This is a genomic window from Mucilaginibacter sp. P2_A4 (genome assembly GCF_056405015.1).
The window spans coordinates 229084-247334 of sequence record NZ_JBFUCX010000001.1 but is presented as its reverse complement, the minus strand read 5'-3'; the positions used below and the strand labels follow the sequence as shown (position 1 = coordinate 247334).

14 protein-coding genes and 2 tRNA genes are annotated in these 18251 nt (G+C 40.3%); 7 read left to right on the top strand and 9 right to left on the bottom strand.

Going from position 1 to position 18251, the window contains the following annotated elements; translation table 11 throughout:
* The first annotated feature begins 57 nt into the window (after positions 1 to 57).
* Positions 58 to 1296 (top strand): TCR/Tet family MFS transporter, encoded by a 1239-nt coding sequence (locus AC1DYB_RS00845; RefSeq protein ID WP_477395220.1) that lies wholly within the window; start codon positions 58 to 60, stop codon positions 1294 to 1296.
* On the opposite strand, the gene AC1DYB_RS00840 is transcribed toward AC1DYB_RS00845, so the two are convergent.
* Positions 1293 to 1883: a DUF502 domain-containing protein gene (locus AC1DYB_RS00840; protein ID WP_477431613.1), complete on the bottom strand. Its 591-nt coding sequence runs from the start codon at positions 1881 to 1883 to the stop codon at positions 1293 to 1295. The genes AC1DYB_RS00845 and AC1DYB_RS00840 overlap by 4 nt on opposite strands.
* A gap of 1115 nt (positions 1884 to 2998) precedes the next feature.
* The gene (locus AC1DYB_RS00835) at positions 2999 to 3127 is read right to left on the bottom strand and encodes a hypothetical protein (RefSeq protein ID WP_477395224.1); all 129 of its coding nucleotides are present in this window, start codon (positions 3125 to 3127) and stop codon (positions 2999 to 3001) included.
* Positions 3128 to 3255: 128 nt separating this feature from the next.
* Here AC1DYB_RS00835 and AC1DYB_RS00830 point away from each other — a divergent pair, with 128 nt between their 5' ends.
* Positions 3256 to 3453, top strand: coding sequence for a hypothetical protein (locus AC1DYB_RS00830; protein WP_477395226.1), 198 nt, complete (start codon positions 3256 to 3258; stop codon positions 3451 to 3453).
* Positions 3454 to 3663: 210 nt separating this feature from the next.
* On the opposite strand, the gene AC1DYB_RS00825 is transcribed toward AC1DYB_RS00830, so the two are convergent.
* Positions 3664 to 6129: a bifunctional UDP-N-acetylmuramoyl-tripeptide:D-alanyl-D-alanine ligase/alanine racemase gene (locus tag AC1DYB_RS00825; protein ID WP_477431611.1), complete on the bottom strand. Its 2466-nt coding sequence runs from the start codon at positions 6127 to 6129 to the stop codon at positions 3664 to 3666.
* 62 nt (positions 6130 to 6191) lie between these two features.
* Here AC1DYB_RS00825 and AC1DYB_RS00820 point away from each other — a divergent pair, with 62 nt between their 5' ends.
* The 4 genes from AC1DYB_RS00820 to AC1DYB_RS00805 all read left to right on the top strand — a co-directional run bounded on the left by AC1DYB_RS00820 (position 6192) and on the right by AC1DYB_RS00805 (position 7274).
* Positions 6192 to 6674: a regulatory protein RecX gene (locus tag AC1DYB_RS00820; RefSeq protein WP_477431609.1), complete on the top strand. Its 483-nt coding sequence runs from the start codon at positions 6192 to 6194 to the stop codon at positions 6672 to 6674.
* 123 nt (positions 6675 to 6797) lie between these two features.
* Positions 6798 to 6870 (top strand) — tRNA-Gly (locus AC1DYB_RS00815).
* A gap of 51 nt (positions 6871 to 6921) precedes the next feature.
* Positions 6922 to 7006, top strand: a tRNA-Leu gene (locus AC1DYB_RS00810).
* Between the two features lie 25 nt (positions 7007 to 7031).
* The gene (locus AC1DYB_RS00805) at positions 7032 to 7274 is read left to right on the top strand and encodes a hypothetical protein (protein WP_477431607.1); all 243 of its coding nucleotides are present in this window, start codon (positions 7032 to 7034) and stop codon (positions 7272 to 7274) included.
* Here the strand turns inward: AC1DYB_RS00805 and AC1DYB_RS00800 are convergent.
* The 5 genes from AC1DYB_RS00800 to dgoD all read right to left on the bottom strand — a co-directional run bounded on the left by AC1DYB_RS00800 (position 7257) and on the right by dgoD (position 12331).
* A complete protein-coding gene (locus AC1DYB_RS00800; protein WP_477431605.1) occupies positions 7257 to 8078 on the bottom strand; it encodes an alpha/beta hydrolase in 822 nt (273 codons plus the stop codon). The two genes, AC1DYB_RS00805 and AC1DYB_RS00800, sit on opposite strands and share 18 nt — an antisense overlap.
* A gap of 192 nt (positions 8079 to 8270) precedes the next feature.
* On the bottom strand, positions 8271 to 8927 hold the full coding sequence (locus AC1DYB_RS00795) for a bifunctional 4-hydroxy-2-oxoglutarate aldolase/2-dehydro-3-deoxy-phosphogluconate aldolase (protein WP_477431603.1): 657 nt from the start codon (positions 8925 to 8927) through the stop codon (positions 8271 to 8273).
* Positions 8924 to 9901 carry a 2-dehydro-3-deoxygalactonokinase gene (locus AC1DYB_RS00790; protein ID WP_477431601.1) on the bottom strand — a complete coding sequence of 326 codons (978 nt, stop codon included), beginning with the start codon at positions 9899 to 9901 and terminating at the stop codon, positions 8924 to 8926. The genes AC1DYB_RS00795 and AC1DYB_RS00790 overlap by 4 nt, the downstream gene beginning before the upstream one ends.
* Positions 9885 to 11189 carry an MFS transporter gene (locus tag AC1DYB_RS00785; protein ID WP_477431599.1) on the bottom strand — a complete coding sequence of 435 codons (1305 nt, stop codon included), beginning with the start codon at positions 11187 to 11189 and terminating at the stop codon, positions 9885 to 9887. The genes AC1DYB_RS00790 and AC1DYB_RS00785 overlap by 17 nt, the downstream gene beginning before the upstream one ends.
* A complete protein-coding gene (gene dgoD, locus AC1DYB_RS00780; protein ID WP_477431597.1) occupies positions 11183 to 12331 on the bottom strand; it encodes a galactonate dehydratase in 1149 nt (382 codons plus the stop codon). The genes AC1DYB_RS00785 and dgoD overlap by 7 nt, the downstream gene beginning before the upstream one ends.
* Before the next feature lie 612 nt (positions 12332 to 12943).
* Between dgoD and AC1DYB_RS00775 the strand changes: the two genes are divergently transcribed.
* Positions 12944 to 13921: a formylglycine-generating enzyme family protein gene (locus AC1DYB_RS00775; RefSeq protein ID WP_477431595.1), complete on the top strand. Its 978-nt coding sequence runs from the start codon at positions 12944 to 12946 to the stop codon at positions 13919 to 13921.
* On the opposite strand, the gene AC1DYB_RS00770 is transcribed toward AC1DYB_RS00775, so the two are convergent.
* A complete protein-coding gene (locus AC1DYB_RS00770) occupies positions 13918 to 18102 on the bottom strand; it encodes a hybrid sensor histidine kinase/response regulator transcription factor (protein WP_477431593.1) in 4185 nt (1394 codons plus the stop codon). The two genes, AC1DYB_RS00775 and AC1DYB_RS00770, sit on opposite strands and share 4 nt — an antisense overlap.
* Positions 18103 to 18251: the final 149 nt, after the last annotated feature.

Here is an 18251-nt window from a genome sequence, read left to right as displayed (position 1 = left end):
TCTTATTTATTTTACTTATTCCAAAACTTTTATAATAATTTATCCTTTATCAAATTAATGACTGAAAAACCTAAAAAGAAGCACTCGGCAGCGCTGGGCTTTATATTTGTTACGCTGTTTATTGATGTGCTTGGTTTAGGTATTATAATACCGGTTATGCCCAAACTGCTGGAAACATTGGGGCATGTAGACGTGAGCCTGGCCACACAATACAGTGGTTATTTAACTTTTACATATGCTTCCATGCAATTCCTATTCTCCTCGGTACTGGGTAATTTGAGCGATCAGTATGGCCGCCGCCCGATATTATTAAGCTCATTACTTGGTTTTGGTATCGATTATATTTTCATGGCCTTTGCCCCCACTATAGGCTGGCTTTTTGTTGGCCGAACCATTGCTGGTATTACCGGGGCAAGTACCTCGACCGCAACCGCATATATTGCCGATATAAGTACCGGGAAAAACCGGGCCGCAAACTTTGGACTGGTAGGTGCGGCATCAGGCTTAGGCTTTATTATAGGAATTGCCATTGGCGGCTACTTGGGCGACTTGAATGTTAAGCTTCCGTTTATGGCAGCGGCAGCATTTGCCCTCATCAATGCAACTTATGGATACTTTGTACTCCCAGAATCTCTGGCTCTCAAAAACCGCCGCAGGTTTGAGTGGAAAAAATCAAATCCCATCAGTTCATTGCGCAGCCTTACCAGGTATCCTGCACTTAGCGGCCTGGTTGGCGCGTTCGCTTTAGTATATGTTGCTCAAAAAGCGGTTGAATACGTTTTGTCGTTCTTTTTGATCGAAAAATTCAACTGGTCGTTAAGCAGCATCAGCAGCCTGGGCATTTTCATTGGTGTGGTACTGGTAGCTATACAGGGCGGCCTCATCAGGTACACAATACCTAAATTTGGCCAGAAAAAAAACATTGTAGCCGGGTTGCTATTTTATACCGTTGGTTTGACGCTTATTGCTTTTGTTAGTCGTGGCTGGATGATGTATCTGTATATAATTCCTTACTGCCTTGGCGGTATCTCCGGCCCGGCATTGCAGGGGCTTATCACCGGCACGGTGTCTCCAAAAGAGCAGGGCGAGTTGCAGGGTTCCTTAACAAGTTTAACCAGCGTAGCGGTAATTATAGGGCCATTGTTAATGAGTTCGGTATTTCACATTTTTACACACCGTAATACCAGTACCTATTTCCCGGGCGCGCCATATATACTTGGGGCGTTTTTGATGCTGATCAGTGTATTTTTGACTATAAAGAGTTTTAAAAAAGTATCTACGGCAAAAGCGGTTTAATCCAGCCCGCTTACCCCGCCCGAGATCACGAATTTCATAATATCGGCGGCACTTTTGTCAATTGGCTTTACCTTGCTGGCATCAATAATAATAACCTGGCCAGCAAAAGAATAAGAGTATGGAAAATACACGGCAACCTCGCCGGGCAAGCCCAAAACCGCGAGATCTTTTTGAACAAGAAATCCGATTTTTTTAAGACCGAATTCATTTACTTCAACCAAAACAGGCTCGTTAAATTTCTTTTCTTCGCCCACAAAGGCTTCGGTAAGGTCTTTTATAGAGGAGTACAGGAAAGCAAAAATGGGTAAACGGTTAAACCAACGCTTAAACCAGCGTTTTATGGGGTCGGTAATTACGTTGGTAACCAATATCCCTGCCACCATGATTACCACAATCACATTTAATATGCCCAGGCCCGGAATATAAAGATGCTTGCCAGATTTATCAACCAACAGATCGCTCAAATTCAAAGCCTTATCAATGGTTGATACCCCCCAGTAAATCAAAAAAATTGCAGCGCCTATGGGCACAACCACCAACAGCCCCTTTGCAAAATATGTGACTAAACCCCGCGCAAACCTGTTCATAAAACCCTATTTATTTCTACTCGTAAAAGTACACCCTTTTAAATTGGCAAAAAAATATTTTAAAAGTGCGTTTCCAGAGCGTAGAGGCACTTTTTTATTTTTCAAATTTTATCCCTTTTTGACCTTTTATATTCTTGTTTTTGTCCCCGCAGAAACGGGTAAAAAAACCGTAAAAACTCCGCATTTAATGAACTTTTACTGTGGAGACAAACGGAGTTTTTGGGTTGATTCGGAGTGAAATTAATGCTTCCAAAGGCAAAAATGGACAAAAAATAAAAAGAGACAAAAGGGACAAAATGAGGTGTGAAATCTTGATGAATTTCAACTTTAAATCAATCTTAGAGCTTTTTAGATTCTGACATAAAATTTGCTCATACATTTATAGCAGCTATATCTATGCAATGGTAACCAAAAGAAAAACAACTTAATTAAATTACTTCGTGAAACTCTATGATATGATACGGTTGAACATTTAGGACAATGGATATCTTTATGTGTATGATTATTAATATCTGACATAATAACAACGTTTAGCAACGGTAAGTATGTAAGATAACCTTTAATTCACCGTTACCCCTATTTTCGAATAAATTATTAAATGCCAGAATCATTAACAATACATTAAACGATGATTCCCATACCAAGTTTAAACAAATGAAATATTTAACTATTAATTACACTGGCACAATTATTGCAAATATTTCGTGCCTATATGGGAATATTGGCATTTTAATCAATAGTAAGGGGTAAACAGCGAGTGTGAACCCCTTTTTTATGCCGAATTACGTAACAAACCTGCAGCAGGTTTACGTACAAAAACCAACTATTGATTAAATCCATATTTCTGACAGGTTGGTTTTGGTTCAAACCAACCTGTTTTTTAAAAGTACCGTTAACAAAGTCGGTTGAATAATCGTAAAATCTTACCGTTTAAGTTATATAAAGAGTACTATAAAATAACGTGAGAGTTATTTATTTTAAGCAAAGCCACTTAAAAAGGGCTTTTTTATTTAACCTCCTTTTTTAGTTTCATTCAATAATTGAATTTACCATAGCGGTAAACATTGAATCGCAATGCTCTAAACTGATTGTATCCCCAATTTCAACGTCCTTACTTACCAATTGCCGGGTAATAAGTCATAACCTACCCCAATTGTTGCTACTTCGGCAACATCGTAATAGACTTTAAGCCTTACCCTTTCCTGTTTGTATATTAAATCCCTTCCGGCAGCATCTATTCTCATTAACCGGAAAATAGGCTCAAAAAGTCAAAAAAATGGTAAAGGAATGTGAAAAATTTACAACGATTTAAGCCTTAAATTAGTTGGTAGATGCAACTATTATCGTTTGTACAAATTATTCTAATTAATTAATGACAAGGACAGAAATTTTCAATGCCTTAATATCCGTTCAAGAAACCCACTCTGAATATTTAGATTCCATAAAAAAAACAATTATGGATATCGTTAAAATTGAGTGGAATGAACAAATGACGATTAAAATTATTAAGGACGATATTCCAATAGAATTATTGAATGATATCAAAAAAAAACTTCCCGTAGAGGACTAAATATTTCCCAAATGCTTCCATGCGTCGACTTTCTTAAAACAAAAAATTAGAAAAACTCATTTCCAAAACTTGATGAATAAGGATGTTCATCATAACTGATATTATCAGTTTGCGGGTTTGAATGTAAAATTTACCATATATTCTTAACACAAACACAGCAATGTTTTTGTCCATTTTTTATAAAAATCGCCTTTAAAGCGCGTTCAATGCCTACTCGTAAAAGTATACTCTTTTTACCCGTTGCGAAACATTAGTTAATATTTCATAAGGGATGGTGCCTATTTGCCTGGCCAGTTCCTCTATGCGCTGGTGTTGCCCATCAAATATAATTACCTCATCGCCTTCCTTTACATCAAGGCCGGTTACATCAAGCATACACATATCCATGGTAATGTTACCAATGGTTGGCACCAAACTGCCTTTTACCAACATTTTACCTATCCCGTTTCCAAATGCGCGCAGATAGCCGTCAGCATAACCAATACGTACGGTGGCTATTTTACCATCTTTTGCCAGCATACCGCTCCTGCTATAGCTAATGGTATCCCCTCCTTTAATTTTTTTAACCTGGGCTATACTTGTTTTTAAACTGGCAATAGGCTGTAAGGCATTATCCGCAGCAGGTACGGCCGAATCTATTCCGTATAAGCCAATCCCCAGCCTAACCATATCATATTGCGCCGCAGGCCACCGAATGATACCGGCAGTATTACATAAGTGTTTAATCACCTTATAGCGCAGCGTTTTCTCAATCTCTTTAAAGGCTTTTTCAAATCGTTTTATCTGGGTTTGGGTAAATTCATCGTGTATGGCAGCTTCGCTCGCTACAAGATGTGAAAATACCGACTGGATATGCACATAACGGTTCTCTTCCAACAAATCGCAAAGGGTTTCAATCTCATGATTTTCGAAACCCAGCCTATGCATGCCGGTATCAATTTTAATGTGTACCGGGTAATTTATAATATTTCGGGCTAACGCGTATTCTACAAAATCATCAAGCAAGCCAAAACTATAAATTACCGGCTCCAGCTTATACTCCGTTAACTTATCAAATGCAGTGGCTTCGGGGTTAAGTACCATCACCGGTAAATTAATCCCGGCCTGCCGCAGGGCAACACCTTCATCAATATAGGCCACAGCCAAATAATCAACCTTGTTGTATTGCAGCATATTGGCCACCTCAAAAGTGCCGCTGCCATAGCTAAATGCCTTCACCATGGCCATTACCTTTACACCCGGCTTTATTTTAGTTTTATAAAAATTAAGATTACTAAGCAATGTATTCAGGTTAATCTCCAGCACCGTTTCGTGGGCCTTTTGCGCCAGTGCACGGCTAATGCGCTCAAATTCAAAACTGCGTGAGCCTTTGATCAGGATAGTTTCTTCCTTAAAATTAAGTTGCTTTAATTGCAGCAACATCGTTGCGGTATCCTCAAAAAAGTGCTGCTCGGTAATATTGAAAATGCTTTGATGGGCCATCAACGCCTCACCCACTCCAATAAATTTATCAACCTCTTTATTGCTGATAAGATCAGCCACCTGGCGATACAAAACATCCTGTGATAAACCAGACTGATAGATATCAGACAGGATCAAGGTTTTCTTTTGGTGTTGATTTTGCTGCCCTAAAAAATTGAGTGCAATTTCCAGAGATTGCAGATCGGAATTGTAGGAGTCATCAATTACTGAACAGTTATTTACTCCGTTCTTCAGCTCCAGGCGCATGCTAACCGGGCTAAGGCGCTCTATTCTTTTATCAGCATCAATCGCGGTATAACCCAGGGCCAGCATGGTTGCCCAGCAAACAATAGCGTTTTCAATGGATGCCTGGTCAGAAAAAGGGATCAGGCATTCTATTTCTTTGCTTTGGTAGTAAGCCCGCAGGTAATAGTTTTTTGATATCGCCGTCTCGCTAAATACATACAAATCGGCCTGGCTAAATTTACGACTCCAGGTAAATGTCTCTTTAGCAGTAATATCATCCTGGTAATCTATGAGCTGATCATAATTATAAATAAGCTTATTGCTGTTTTTAAACAACCGGAGCTTTTCCAATACCTTTTGCCGGGGACTGCTGAAACCCTCATCATGCGCGGTACCGATGTGGGTTAGTACACCTATCTGTGGTTTAATAATTGCCTCCAGTTTATCCATTTCATTAATGGTAGATATACCGGCCTCAAAAATACCAAGATTGTTATGGCTATTAATCTGCCATACCGAAAGCGGTACTCCAATTTGAGAGTTATAACTTTTAGGATTGCGTACAATATTTTTATCGGCTACCAGTAACTGGTATAGCCATTCCTTCACTATGGTTTTGCCGTTGCTACCGGTTATGCCTATAACCTGCAAGTTAAATTTGTTACGATGATAGGCCGCTAAAACCTGCAAAGCGCTTAAGGGATCGGCCACTATCAAAAAATTAGCGTCGGGCAGGTTAAACTCCGGGCCATGCTCCACCACAAAATTACGGACACCACTGGCGTATGCCTCGGCAACAAATTCATGCCCGTTGCGCCTGCCGCTCAAAGCAAAAAACAACCCCTCGGCAGGGTTATTTATCCTTCGGCTATCGGTAAACAATATACTAATGGTATATTCTTTTACAATATTACCCTCGGCATTAATAATTTGCTTTACTTGCGTTATGGAGTATTGGTTGCTAAACATGGTACGAATTTGCTTATATTAATCTAACAATAGAAGATTTTTTACCGAATTTTGGTTTTCAGATGGATGCCCCTAAAAAAATCAAGATCACCGACCCTAAGGTAGCTTTGGCTAAAGCCGAGCATTTTTGCGCCTACCAGGAACGATCACAACAGGAAGTACGCGACAGGCTTTATGAATGGGGATTATGGCCCGATGCCGTGGAGCAAATAATAAGCCAGCTGATAGAAGGCAACTTTTTAAACGAGGACAGGTTTGCTAAAGCATATACTAAAGGTAAATTTAGCCAGAAGGCCTGGGGCAAAATAAAGATAAAACAAGGCCTTAAACTAAAACGGGTACCGGAGATATTGATAAAAAAAGCGCTTTTAACTATTGATGCAGATGACTACGTGGCAGCCTTAACCAGGTTATTAGATAGAAAAGCGAACACCCTTACCGAGAAAAATCACCTGAAACGTAGATACAAGCTTCAACAGTATGCCATGAGCCGGGGATATGAGACCGACCTCATCTCTGACGTTTTGAAAGCCAGTGAGTTATAAACTATTTGAAAAAAAGTAAGAATTTTGCTTGCAGAGTTTACTTTTCTGTCTATATTTGCACTCCCGCAAACGAGATAGGCACACGGTTAACCGCAAAGCAACTCAAAGCAGGGAAGCACCAACGCGAAAGTAGCTCAGTTGGTAGAGCACGACCTTGCCAAGGTCGGGGTCGCGAGTTCGAATCTCGTCTTTCGCTCAAAGCCCTTCTGTTAAAAGAAGGGTTTTATTTTTAAAAGGTTAATCACCTGCTCAGATGGTGGAACTGGTAGACACGCAGGACTTAAAATCCTGTTCCCGTAAACGGAGTGCGGGTTCGATTCCCGCTCTGAGTACTTTAGAATCGACACAAAGCCTGGTATGAAAATATCAGGCTTTGTTGTTTATATCAACACCACCCCAACCGGGATTAATGGTAAAAATCAGGAAATGAATATGAATATCGACTTGCGCAGTATTACCGACCAATCGCTCAAGTTGATCACAGATGACCGAGGATCTTTAGGTTTGAAACAACAGGATATCAAAAACGGGTTATCGCCTACAATTCCAGGCCTCACGGAATATCTGATACAGTACTTTCATTTATTCTTTTCCCTTTAAAAAACCATTGTCCACCAACCAAAGCCGTACTTGTCCGGGCCACTCTGTGTAAGAACCTTTATTTGTTTCACGGATGCCAAAGCCATGACCCACGCTTGAGTAAATATGCAACTCTGCTGGTACTCCTGCTTCTTTATATTTAAGGTACAGTTGAGCTACCCCCTCGGATATATCCTTCCTATCTTTATAACCACCGGCAATGAATACAGGGGGAACTGCCGGGCTTACAGAAAGCCTGTTAATATTGCCGGGATAAATTAAACACTGAAAATCAGGCTTATCGCTTTCACGATCAATAGGATCTTTAGCGCTTTGATCTTTTGTTGTATAGCGCATTGCCGCTAATGCTGCAAGTTCGCCACCAGCAGAAAATCCCATAACTCCTATCCTGGCGGTATCAATTCCCCATTCTTTCGCCCGGCTTCTTACTAATCTGATAGCACGTTGAATATCAGCCACCTCTTCCTTATCAACCGTATAAGTTGAATTGGTATCGCGCGCCAGGCGGTATTTTAAAACAAACGCAGCAATGCCATGATCCCTGAACCATTTTGCCGGGCTATAGCCTTCGTGACTTATCCACAGCTCACTGTGGCCTCCGCCGGGTGCAACTATAATAGCAGTTCCGGTAGCTTTACCAGCGTCGGGCAAATAGGGTGTTAAAGAAGGTTTATGCACACTTGAAATTACGATATCACCCTGGTCGGTTACGCGCGTTTTTTGAGGGGCTGTTTTTCCCTCTGATCCCGGGGCGCCATTGGGCCAAAGTAAAATCTCTTTCGGCTCATCGGTAACTGCGACCATAGCACAGAATAAAAAAAATGTAAAAACTGATTGCAATAGCACTTTATATCTCATAACAGTAAGGCATTAACTTTATAAATTGGTTTTGATGATTTGCAAAGCTAAATAACTGTAAATAAACCCTATTTTATTGTGCTATTGATTATCATTTTGGTGCTATTGATTTATCAATGTAATAAATCAGTTACTAACCTATACCGCTTTAGTATTGGCGTATGCTTTATATCGCTCCGTGTATAAAACATAAATTTCCTGCAGTTTATCCCAGTCTTCACTTTCCAGGATATCTTTTGGGAACAGGTGGCTGCCTATTCCAACAGCCTTTGCCCCTGCTGCCAGGTAGCCGGTAAAATTTTCAAGATTTATTCCGCCGGTTGGCACCAGGCTTATATGATTTAACGGGCCTAATACTTCCCGGATATATCCTGTGCCTAAAGTAGTCGCCGGGAAAACCTTTACCATTGTTGCACCCAGGCTCCAGGCTTTATATATTTCGGTAGGCGTATAAGCCCCCGGAAAAACAGGTACTTTTTGAGCTGCACAGGTACTGATGACATCTTCGTTTACAATTGGCGTAACAATAAATTGAGCCCCGGCATTTAATGCCTTTTCCAGATCCTGAACGGTACAAACCGTTCCGGCTCCAATATTTAATTTATCGCCATATGTATTAACTAATGATGCGATAGTTTCATCCGCACCGGCAGAATTCATTGTAACTTCAAGGCAGGTTAAGCCCGACTGCTGATAAACATGGCCGATGCTTTCTATATATTCCCTGGGAATATTCCTCATAATACCGATAATGGGCATCCGGTTAAAAAGCTCCCATGAAAATTTGTTGTTCATTGCATTGTTGTTTTATAAATTTTATGTTGACCGCGCACAACCGCTTCATCAGCCCAGATTGAATTCACTACCCGTATTTTTGATGAAAGGCCCAATTCTTCCAGGGCGCACCGGTAATACTCACCCAAATTTGAGCCGCCAAGGAGGTTTATTTTTTGTATGCCGGAGGTTTTTAAATCCTTTAGTTCAGTTGCTATCAATAAACCGCTCAGGTAATTATAGTTCTCCCTGTTTGATAGCTTGTTCAGCAGGCTATTTGTTCTTACTTTAAAAGCAGCGTTTAGTAAGTTAGCATCAATCGCATCATTAACTCCCATCCTAAAGCTGCCCGAAGTTTGTGGATCTGTTTGCTCATCATTATTTTCAACGCTTAGCTTCAATATACTTTTTTGCGACAGCAGTTCAAAAAACTCCCCGGTCATATAGGTCCTGATGCCAGTTATTTGATCATTTGATACAAAAATATGTTTTGAATGCGTGCCTGGGAAAATGAACAATTCATCATCGATTTTTCCGTGTGATGGATCAATACAACCAATCAGCTGGGTTTCTTCACCCCTAACTACATCATCATCAGACCGCAAACCCGAAATAACCATCACATCATGCGCAAAATGCCCATCTGCAGAAATAGATTGTGTTTTAATATTCGTTCCATCTGTACCAACAGGCAGCTGACTATAAGGAATGTCAATAAAACCTATCGTCGAAGATGCCATCCCCGAAATGATGAGTTGCACACCACTTAGGGACCAGCTTGTTTTACTTTCAATTTTTTTGATGTATTTATTTATTACATCCAGATAAAATGAACGTCGTTTTTCTTCGGGTTGCCCACTTTGTTTCCATAAAGCAAAAGTGGCTGCAATGCCGTTGTTATCTGTTTCTTCGGCTAATATTTGATATTCGTTCACATCAACCAGCCGCAGCCTGAAGCTGGAAGTTCCCCAATCGCAGCTAAGAAACTGTTTCATTATGCAGTAATTTTAAATTTGGATTCTCCTGATCGGGATTGTTGACATTACCAACTAAAAACAAGTATGATAGCACACCTGCAAAGGCTAATATTCCTATAAATAGTATGGAAGATGTAAAACTACCGTCTTTAGCTAAATAACCGATAACCAGCGGAACTATTATTGACGACAAGCCGCCCATAAAATTAAAAACACCTCCCGTAAGGCCGATAAGGTTTTTGGGTGCAAGTAAGGATACAAACACCCATGCTATAGATGCCAGGCCGTTCCCAAAAAAGGCGATAGTCATGAATAAAATTACAAGTGTGGTATTGTTAACATAGTTTGCCCCAATAATAAAGGTTGATAGCAGCAAACCAATTATTACAGGCGTTTTGCGTGCTTTATTGAATGAGATGCCTTTTTTTATTAAACGGTCGGAAATTAAACCGGATAATATGACCCCGGCAAATGCGGCCAAAAATGGTATTGAAGATAAAAACCCCGATTTTAAAAAATCAAAGCCGCGATATTTGACCAGGTAAGTTGGAAACCAGGTTAGAAAAAACCATAAGGTTGATGTAACCGCAAACTGGCCTAAATAAATGCCCCATAATTTGCGATTGGTTAATACCTGCTTAAATTCCTTTCGGGTGATTTTTTTTGAGGGAAGGTTAACCGCCGGGGTATCATTTTTTGTAACAGGTAGTGCCTCATCTATTACGGGGTCTCGGTAAAAGCTATACCAAACCAGGCTCCAGATTATGCCAACTACGCCGGTACTAATAAATAAGCCACGCCAGCCCCAGTAACTTTGAATAACTGCTAAAAGAGGAGTTAAAAATGCGAGCCCGATGAATTGTCCCGAGGTATAAACAGCTATTGCGGATGCCCTTTCGTTTTCAGGAAACCAGTTGCTGACAACCCGGTTATTTATGGGGTATGAAGGCGCCTCGAACATACCTGTGGCCATCCTGAGGCCCAATAAAGAATAAAATCCACGGGTAATACCCTGCAACAACGTTACAACAGACCAACTGCATAATGTTATTGCATATAATACGCGGGGGCTAAACCGATCAATAATAATTCCACCTGGAATTTGGAAGGCGACGTACATCCAACCAAAAGCCGAAAATATCAGCCCTAATTGTATAGTGCTTAATTTCAGGTCGGCACTGATTGCAGTGGCCGCGACTGAAATATTGCTGCGGTCCATATAATTGACAATAACGTTTACAAATAAAAAAGCCAATACCCGAAACCTGACTTTGCTATTTTTATTGCTATTTACCGCAGTTACCATTCCGCTACGCTCCCATCCTCATGACGCCACAGCGGGTTGGTCCAGTTATGCCCAATAGCTGCCATTTTGCGTACATGGTCTTCATTTATTTCTATGCCCAAACCTGCGCCTTCCGGTATGCTTACAAACCCGTTTTCATATTTAAATACATCTTTATTGGTGATATAATCCAGAATATCACTTCCCTTATTATAATGTATGCCCAGGCTTTGCTCCTGTATAAAAGCATTATGGCAGGTGGCATCTACCTGTAAACAGGCGGCCAGCGCGATGGGGCCAAGCGGGCAATGCGGCGCGGCTGCCACATCAAATGCCTCGGCCATTGATATGATCTTTTTACATTCAGTTATCCCCCCGGCATGTGACAGATCTGGCTGGATGATATCTACATAGCCCTCTTTTAAAAGTGTTTTAAACTGCCATTTAGAGAACATCCGCTCGCCGCAGGCTATTGGGATAGCAGTATGCCGGGCAATTTCGCGCATTACCTCGTTATTTTCGGGTAAGGCCGGCTCTTCAATAAACATGGGGCGAAATACTTCCAACTCCTTAGCTAATATTTTGGCCATAGGTTTATGCACCCGACCATGAAAATCAATACCGATGCCCACATAATTACCAACAGCTTCGCGTACCGCTGCTATACGGCTAATGGCCTGGTCAATTTTTTCATAGGAGTCCACGTATTGCAATTCTTCGGTGGCATTCATTTTTACCGCGCCAAAACCGGCTTTAACCATTTCTTTTGCGGCATTACCCACATCAGCAGGCCTGTCTCCTCCTATCCAGGAATAAACTTTCATTTTATCCCTGGCTTTCCCCCCAAGCAATTGATGTACCGGCGCGTTGTAATATTTCCCCTTAATATCCCACAGCGCCTGATCAATGCCTGCGATAGCGCTCATTAAAATTGGACCACCTCTATAAAAACCACCTCTGTACATTACATTCCAGTGGTCTTCTATATTCATGGGGTCTTTACCAATAATATAGTTCATCAGTTCTTCAACAGCGGTTTTAACCGTTGCTGCTTTACCTTCAATAACAGGTTCGCCCCAACCCGTTATACCTTCGTCGGTTTCTATTTTAAGAAATAGCCAGCGTGGGGGTACTGTGAATAATTCAAAGCTTTTTATTTTCACTGCAAATGATATTTATCGGAGTAAGTTATTTTTAATGTAGGTTGCACTTTTGGCAATGCTTATATAAGGGTCAATATCGATATAATTTTCCTGTTCAAGAATATAGTTTGTTACACCGGCGCTTCAATCCGGCTATTTCCAGCATTTCCTGCGCGTCTCTCGCCATATAATGATCGCTGTGGTTTATAATCAGGTCGCAAAGCAAATAACAACCAAAATGGTTTTTAACGATTGTTCAATTGTGCATATTTTTAATGCAATCGGTTTTATTTAATGCCCAATACAAGTGTATCTATGCTATTATTTCTAATGTGTTATTTTCACTAAACGTCAGCATAAAAAATACAATTTCAATTAGCTTCAAGATATCTATCTAAAATATAATAAATTGATTTATAGAAACTTAATCAAACAACCTTTCAATAAAACACCTTCAGGTTAAAATTTATAATCTCATAATAATATACCTGTATTTAGAGCTTTGAATGAACGATATACCCGCCTGCCGAAAACTTACCGGCAATTCAAGGGATAATTTTTGCCTAATGTGTTTTCTATATTTAACCAGCAATTGGCCTTGATAAAACGCCTTCAGTCACCTTAAATATTGATATGAAACCATTATTATTGATCTCTTTATTTTTTGCCACGTTATATTTATATCCCGGCAACCTTTCGGCGCAGCAAAATACGGATTCACAAGGCCCTATTGCCGGTAAGGCCTGGCAATTATCTTTGAATGAAAAGGCAATATTACCGATGAGCTGGATCCCCGCGGGCACATTTATTATGGGCAGCCCCGAAACTGAAGCTGGGCGAAAGCCCGATGAAAGTCCTCAAACAACTGTAACGCTAACTAAAGGTTATTGGATAGGCAATACCGAAGTTACTATTGGAGAGTGGAAGTCTGTTACAGGAATGAATGTGCGGGACAAGGTTAATAAACTACTGAATGATACAACGATGTATGATTTTATGGGAAAAAGGATGCTGATAAGGGATTTTATGCATTTTGACAAAAATGATCCGGATAAAGTATTGGCTAATGAAAACGATGAATTACCAATGTATTTTGTAAACTGGAACGAAGCTATGCAGTTTTGCAAGATGCTTACCAGCCAGGAACGTGCTGCACACAGACTGCCCGCAGGCTATGAATATACATTGCCAACAGAGGCCCAATGGGAATATGCCTGCCGGGCTGGTACCACCAGCGCAATATATGGCAGTACCACTGATCATATAGCCTGGTATGGCGGTAATAGTTTTAAAGATTATAAGGGCAAAGGGTTTGGCAATCCTGTTACCGGCTCGCGTAATGTTGCCACAAAGCTGCCGAATAAATGGGGCATGTATGATATGCTTGGCAATTTATGGGAATGGTGTTATGACTGGTACGGGCCATATCCCGGCGGGCAGGTAAAGGATCCTGTTGGCCCGGCAGCCGGGATATACCGTGTAAACCGGGGCGGCAGCTTTGGCAGCGGCAGCAATGATGAACGAAGTGCCAACAGAGCTACAAATCCGCCTAATGAAGACAGTGCATGGCGTGGCTTTCGCATTGTGCTATCGTCAGCAAAAAAATCTTAATTCATTTTTTTTCCGGTTTTAATTTCGCTTAAAAACTGCGAAGGCGTTTTACCGAACTCTTTTTTGAAAGCTTTGGTAAAATAAGATTGCGTTTGTATGCCTACCCGATACATGACATCCGTTAACAAAATATCCTCGTGCGAGATAATATAAGCCGCTTTTTTTAGTCGAAACGTTCTGACAAATTCGCCGATGGATAAGCCGGATACCTTCTTTATTTTATTATAGAGCTTTGTTTTACTCATGCCCATTTCACGGCATAGATGATCCACATCCAGATCCGGGTTGCCTAATTGCGACTCTATTACCTGAACCAGTTGATCCAGGAAACTATTATCGCTTTGCTGATCTGTGGCTTCATGTGCCTCGATGAAATAGTTCTTTATATGACTTTTTTTGAGTGTGCTCTGCTGTCTGAATATGTTATGGATTGAAAGCAACAACAGGTTTATGCTTACAGGTTTTGGAAAATAAAGATCGGCGCCAGACTCCGCGCCTTCAATTTTAGACTCAAGCGCATCTTTTGCAGAAAGGATAATAAACGGTATCTGGCAAGTTTCCGGATGTGATTTAATTTCCTCGCAAAAATCGATGCCATTCATTCCAGGCATCATCAAATCACTTATGATCATATCGGGAAATTCAGTTTTTACCTTTTCCAGGCCATCTATGCCGTTTACAGCTTCTATTACCTCGTAAAACTCATCTAAGCTATGATGAAGAAAATTTCTCAGTTCATCATTATCATCAACTACAAGTATCTTATTCAACTGCCCCTTTTCCCGCCTTTCTACCTGATCAGTTTCGGCTGTTTTGTAATTCTGGTGCAGAAATGTGCTGATGCTTTCCAATTGTATCCCGCTGTTATCAGCATTGTTAATCCATCTTTCCTCAATTGCATAATCCGCTTTATCAACGGGTATTTTTACTATAAAGTCGGTGCCTTTATTTTTCTCGCTATAAGCAATTATACTTCCTTTGTGTATCAGGATAAGGGTTTTTACAAATGCAAGCCCCACTCCCGACCCCATGTGCGCATCGGTAATGCGATAATACCTTTCAAACAAATGATGGATCGAGTCATTAGAGATGCCAATACCGTTGTCTGAAACCCTTATGTAGATGTATTTTTTTGCACGGTAATTACTGTTAACCATCATGGAGTGCTTATACGCGGTTTCAAATCCATCCGGGTTGGCATAAAGCTCAATGGTTATTTCGCCGCCTATATTGGTGTATTTATAGGCGTTATGGATCAGGTTAATAATGATCTTTTCAATTATCTGCCTGTCAAACCATGTCTCTCCAAGATTGCGTTGGGTAGTGAGGTGCAATGCGATGTGTTTTTCGGAAGCAAGACTCTTGAAATCTTCCACCACTTCAGAAATAAACTGGTCGAGATTACCGGGCATTACCTTCAATTTTAACGATCCGCTTTCTGCCTTCCTAAAATCGAGAAGCTCGTTAATTAATAAAACCAATCTATTCGCATTACGGTGTATCGTATCATAATACAGGCGAAAGACCTGGCTTTTATCTTCGCTCATTATTTTTTCGAGTGGACCCAGTATTAAACTTAGTGGTGTTCTAAATTCATGTGAGATGTTTGTAAAAAACTGCAATTGGATTTTGTGCATTTCCTCACGTTTGTTTTCTTCTATTTTTTGCAAATCGAGGTTCTTTTTGAAACGCAGTAAATAATAGCTGGCCGTAATACCTGAAAACAAAACAATTAACCGGAACCACCATGTTGACCAAAACGGAGGCGAAATACTGATATCAATGTAGGCACTTTTATTATTCCATATCCCATCATTGTTTGATGCCTTTACGTAGAAAGTGTAATTACCCGGGCTCAAATTGGTGTAGTTGGCTTTCCGTTCGGAGGTGTATTGCCAATCTTGATCAAAGTTTTTTAGTTTATATGCGTAATGGTTATTCTCTGAAGCAGTGTAGCTTAATATGGCAAAGTCAAATGACAAGGTAGACCGCTTGTAATCCAGCTTGATTTCATGAGTTAAACTAATATCACTTTTCAGTGGCGATTTCTCATCGCCTGGCAGTATGTCTTTATTAAAGATCTGTAAACCGGTGATATATACCGGCGCCACAAAGTGATTCACCCTAATGTCCTTCGGATAAAAGTGGTTTACGCCGTTAATGCCGCCAAAATACATTTCACCACTTTTAGTTTTCATGTATGCGCCGGCTTCAAACTCAAGGCCCTGTAAACCATCGGCTACATTGTATTTCTTTAACTCACGTGTATTGGGATTGAATTTAGTGAGGCCGTTTGAGGTACTGATCCACAAAAAACCAAAGTTGTCCTCTGTAATCCCCTTTATAAACTCGCTTGATAAGCCACCCTTGTTGGTATAAATGTTAAACTTATTTGTAGTTGGGTTAAAAAGGTACAACCCTTCCTGCCCAACCCATACTCGGCCTTTGCTGTCAGTAAATACTACCCTTATATCAGGGGTTTTATCACCGCTTATAAAATAGTGCGTAAATGTTTTTTTTATAAGATTATAGCGATTCAGACCGCCGTCATCAGTACCTATCCACAAATTCTTTTCTTTATCTTCATTTAACGCAATAATGTTATTTCCATATAAGCTGCTTTTGTCGTTTATCGTATTGGTGAGCCGCTTAAAAATATGTGTCTTCGGGTCAAACAGGTTTAGGCCCCCATAATATGTCGCCACCCAAAAATTCCCTTCGCTATCCTGCAGTGTAGTTTGCACATAGTTCGAGCTTATAGAATTTGCGTCAGAAGGTTTATTTACAAAATGGGTAAAGGTGCCCATTTTTCGGTCCATCAGGTTTAAGCCACCGCCCCAGGTACTAATCCAAAGGTTTTTGTTCCTATCCTCGGTGGTGTTTAAAACCGCGTCAGAACTGATACTGGTTAAGTTAAAAGCATTATATTTATAATGTTTGAAGTTATTTGTTTGTTCATCGTATTGATTCAGTCCTTCATCATCGGTACCTATCCATATAATTCCTTTACTGTCCTCGTAAAAAGACTTTACATCATTGTAACTCAGGCTATTTTCGGTAGCTCCCTGCTGCAGTAACTTAAATTTTTCGGCAAGTGGCGCATAAAAGTTTACACCACCCCGGTGTGTACCTATCCACAGGTTGTTTTGATTATCCTGGAACAATGACGAGACTGTTTTTTGTGACAAGCTGAGGGAGTTACCCGGTTCATTTTGCGCATGCAGAAAAGTGTTTCCCGACGGTTTCAAAAGGTCAAGGCTGCCATTAACTCCTCCAGTCCACACGTTTCCTTTATTATCAACCAATAAGCTCCTGATTAAATTGGTGCTGATGCTGTATGTTTTTTTGTCGTCATGTAAAAATTGTTTAAAAACATGATTGACCAGGTTTACCATCACTAAACCATTGTTTATGGTTCCCAGCCATATATTACCTTGCTGATCTTCCTGAAGCCTTAATGTTGGAAGGCTTATTACGAAAGCGGGGTTGTTATTAAGGTTAAAACTTGTATTTACAGTTCCCTTTGTTTTATCGAGCAAGCCCACACCTTTATCTGTAGCTAACCAAAAATTATTTTTGCGGTCTTCAAGAACACTGTTTACATCAAAATTATCAATTGCAAGCGGCTGGTTATTTTTGGGCACAAAACGTTTAAATTCGTTTTTTTTGGCATCGAACACGCTCAAACCACCGCCATTGCTGCCAACAATAAGCAACCCGCTTTTAGATTTATAAATACAATTAATACCATTACCCGGAAGACTTTGATTATTAACAGGGTTATGGCCATACCTTGTAAAAGTATTTTTGTAAGCGTCAAAACGGTTTAGGCCATCGCTGGTACCTATCCACAAATTATGGGATGCATCTTCATTGATACATTTAATAAAATTATCGCTTATGCTGTTTTTATTATTAGGGTCGTTCCTGAAAACAGTAATCTGATAACCATCATATTTATTTAAGCCATCCCTTGTGCCAAACCAGATAAACCCCTTACTATCCTGGTAAATTGATTCAATGGTGCTGTTTGATAACCCCTGGCCTATGTTGATGTGCTTGAATTTGAGGTTCAGCGTTTGTGCATGGGCATATCCCGTTGTAATAAGCAGTATGAATATAATTGATTGCGGTAACATGCGCAGGTACCTGCGTGTTTGACTATGATTCTTCAGCAGCATGATTTCCCGATGTGGTGAAATGATTGTAGTAATTGGTTATAGCAAATTAATATGCAGATAAAGTTATACATAAAAGGATAGATGAAAACTGCCGAAGGACTTGTTGTATTCTAAATGTCCGATTGAACAAAATATATGAATAATAGCAC

Coding starts and splice junctions, on each gene's coding strand:
- AC1DYB_RS00845 (WP_477395220.1), top strand. CDS start 58: ATGACTGAAAAACCTAAAAAGAAGCACTCGGCAGCGCTGGGCTTTATA.
- AC1DYB_RS00840 (WP_477431613.1), bottom strand. CDS start 1,883: ATGAACAGGTTTGCGCGGGGTTTAGTCACATATTTTGCAAAGGGGCTG.
- AC1DYB_RS00835 (WP_477395224.1), bottom strand. CDS start 3,127: ATGAGAATAGATGCTGCCGGAAGGGATTTAATATACAAACAGGAAAGG.
- AC1DYB_RS00830 (WP_477395226.1), top strand. CDS start 3,256: ATGACAAGGACAGAAATTTTCAATGCCTTAATATCCGTTCAAGAAACC.
- AC1DYB_RS00825 (WP_477431611.1), bottom strand. CDS start 6,129: ATGTTTAGCAACCAATACTCCATAACGCAAGTAAAGCAAATTATTAAT.
- AC1DYB_RS00820 (WP_477431609.1), top strand. CDS start 6,192: ATGGATGCCCCTAAAAAAATCAAGATCACCGACCCTAAGGTAGCTTTG.
- AC1DYB_RS00805 (WP_477431607.1), top strand. CDS start 7,032: ATGAAAATATCAGGCTTTGTTGTTTATATCAACACCACCCCAACCGGG.
- AC1DYB_RS00800 (WP_477431605.1), bottom strand. CDS start 8,078: ATGGTCGCAGTTACCGATGAGCCGAAAGAGATTTTACTTTGGCCCAAT.
- AC1DYB_RS00795 (WP_477431603.1), bottom strand. CDS start 8,927: ATGAACAACAAATTTTCATGGGAGCTTTTTAACCGGATGCCCATTATC.
- AC1DYB_RS00790 (WP_477431601.1), bottom strand. CDS start 9,901: ATGAAACAGTTTCTTAGCTGCGATTGGGGAACTTCCAGCTTCAGGCTG.
- AC1DYB_RS00785 (WP_477431599.1), bottom strand. CDS start 11,189: ATGGTAACTGCGGTAAATAGCAATAAAAATAGCAAAGTCAGGTTTCGG.
- AC1DYB_RS00775 (WP_477431595.1), top strand. CDS start 12,944: ATGAAACCATTATTATTGATCTCTTTATTTTTTGCCACGTTATATTTA.
- AC1DYB_RS00770 (WP_477431593.1), bottom strand. CDS start 18,102: ATGCTGCTGAAGAATCATAGTCAAACACGCAGGTACCTGCGCATGTTA.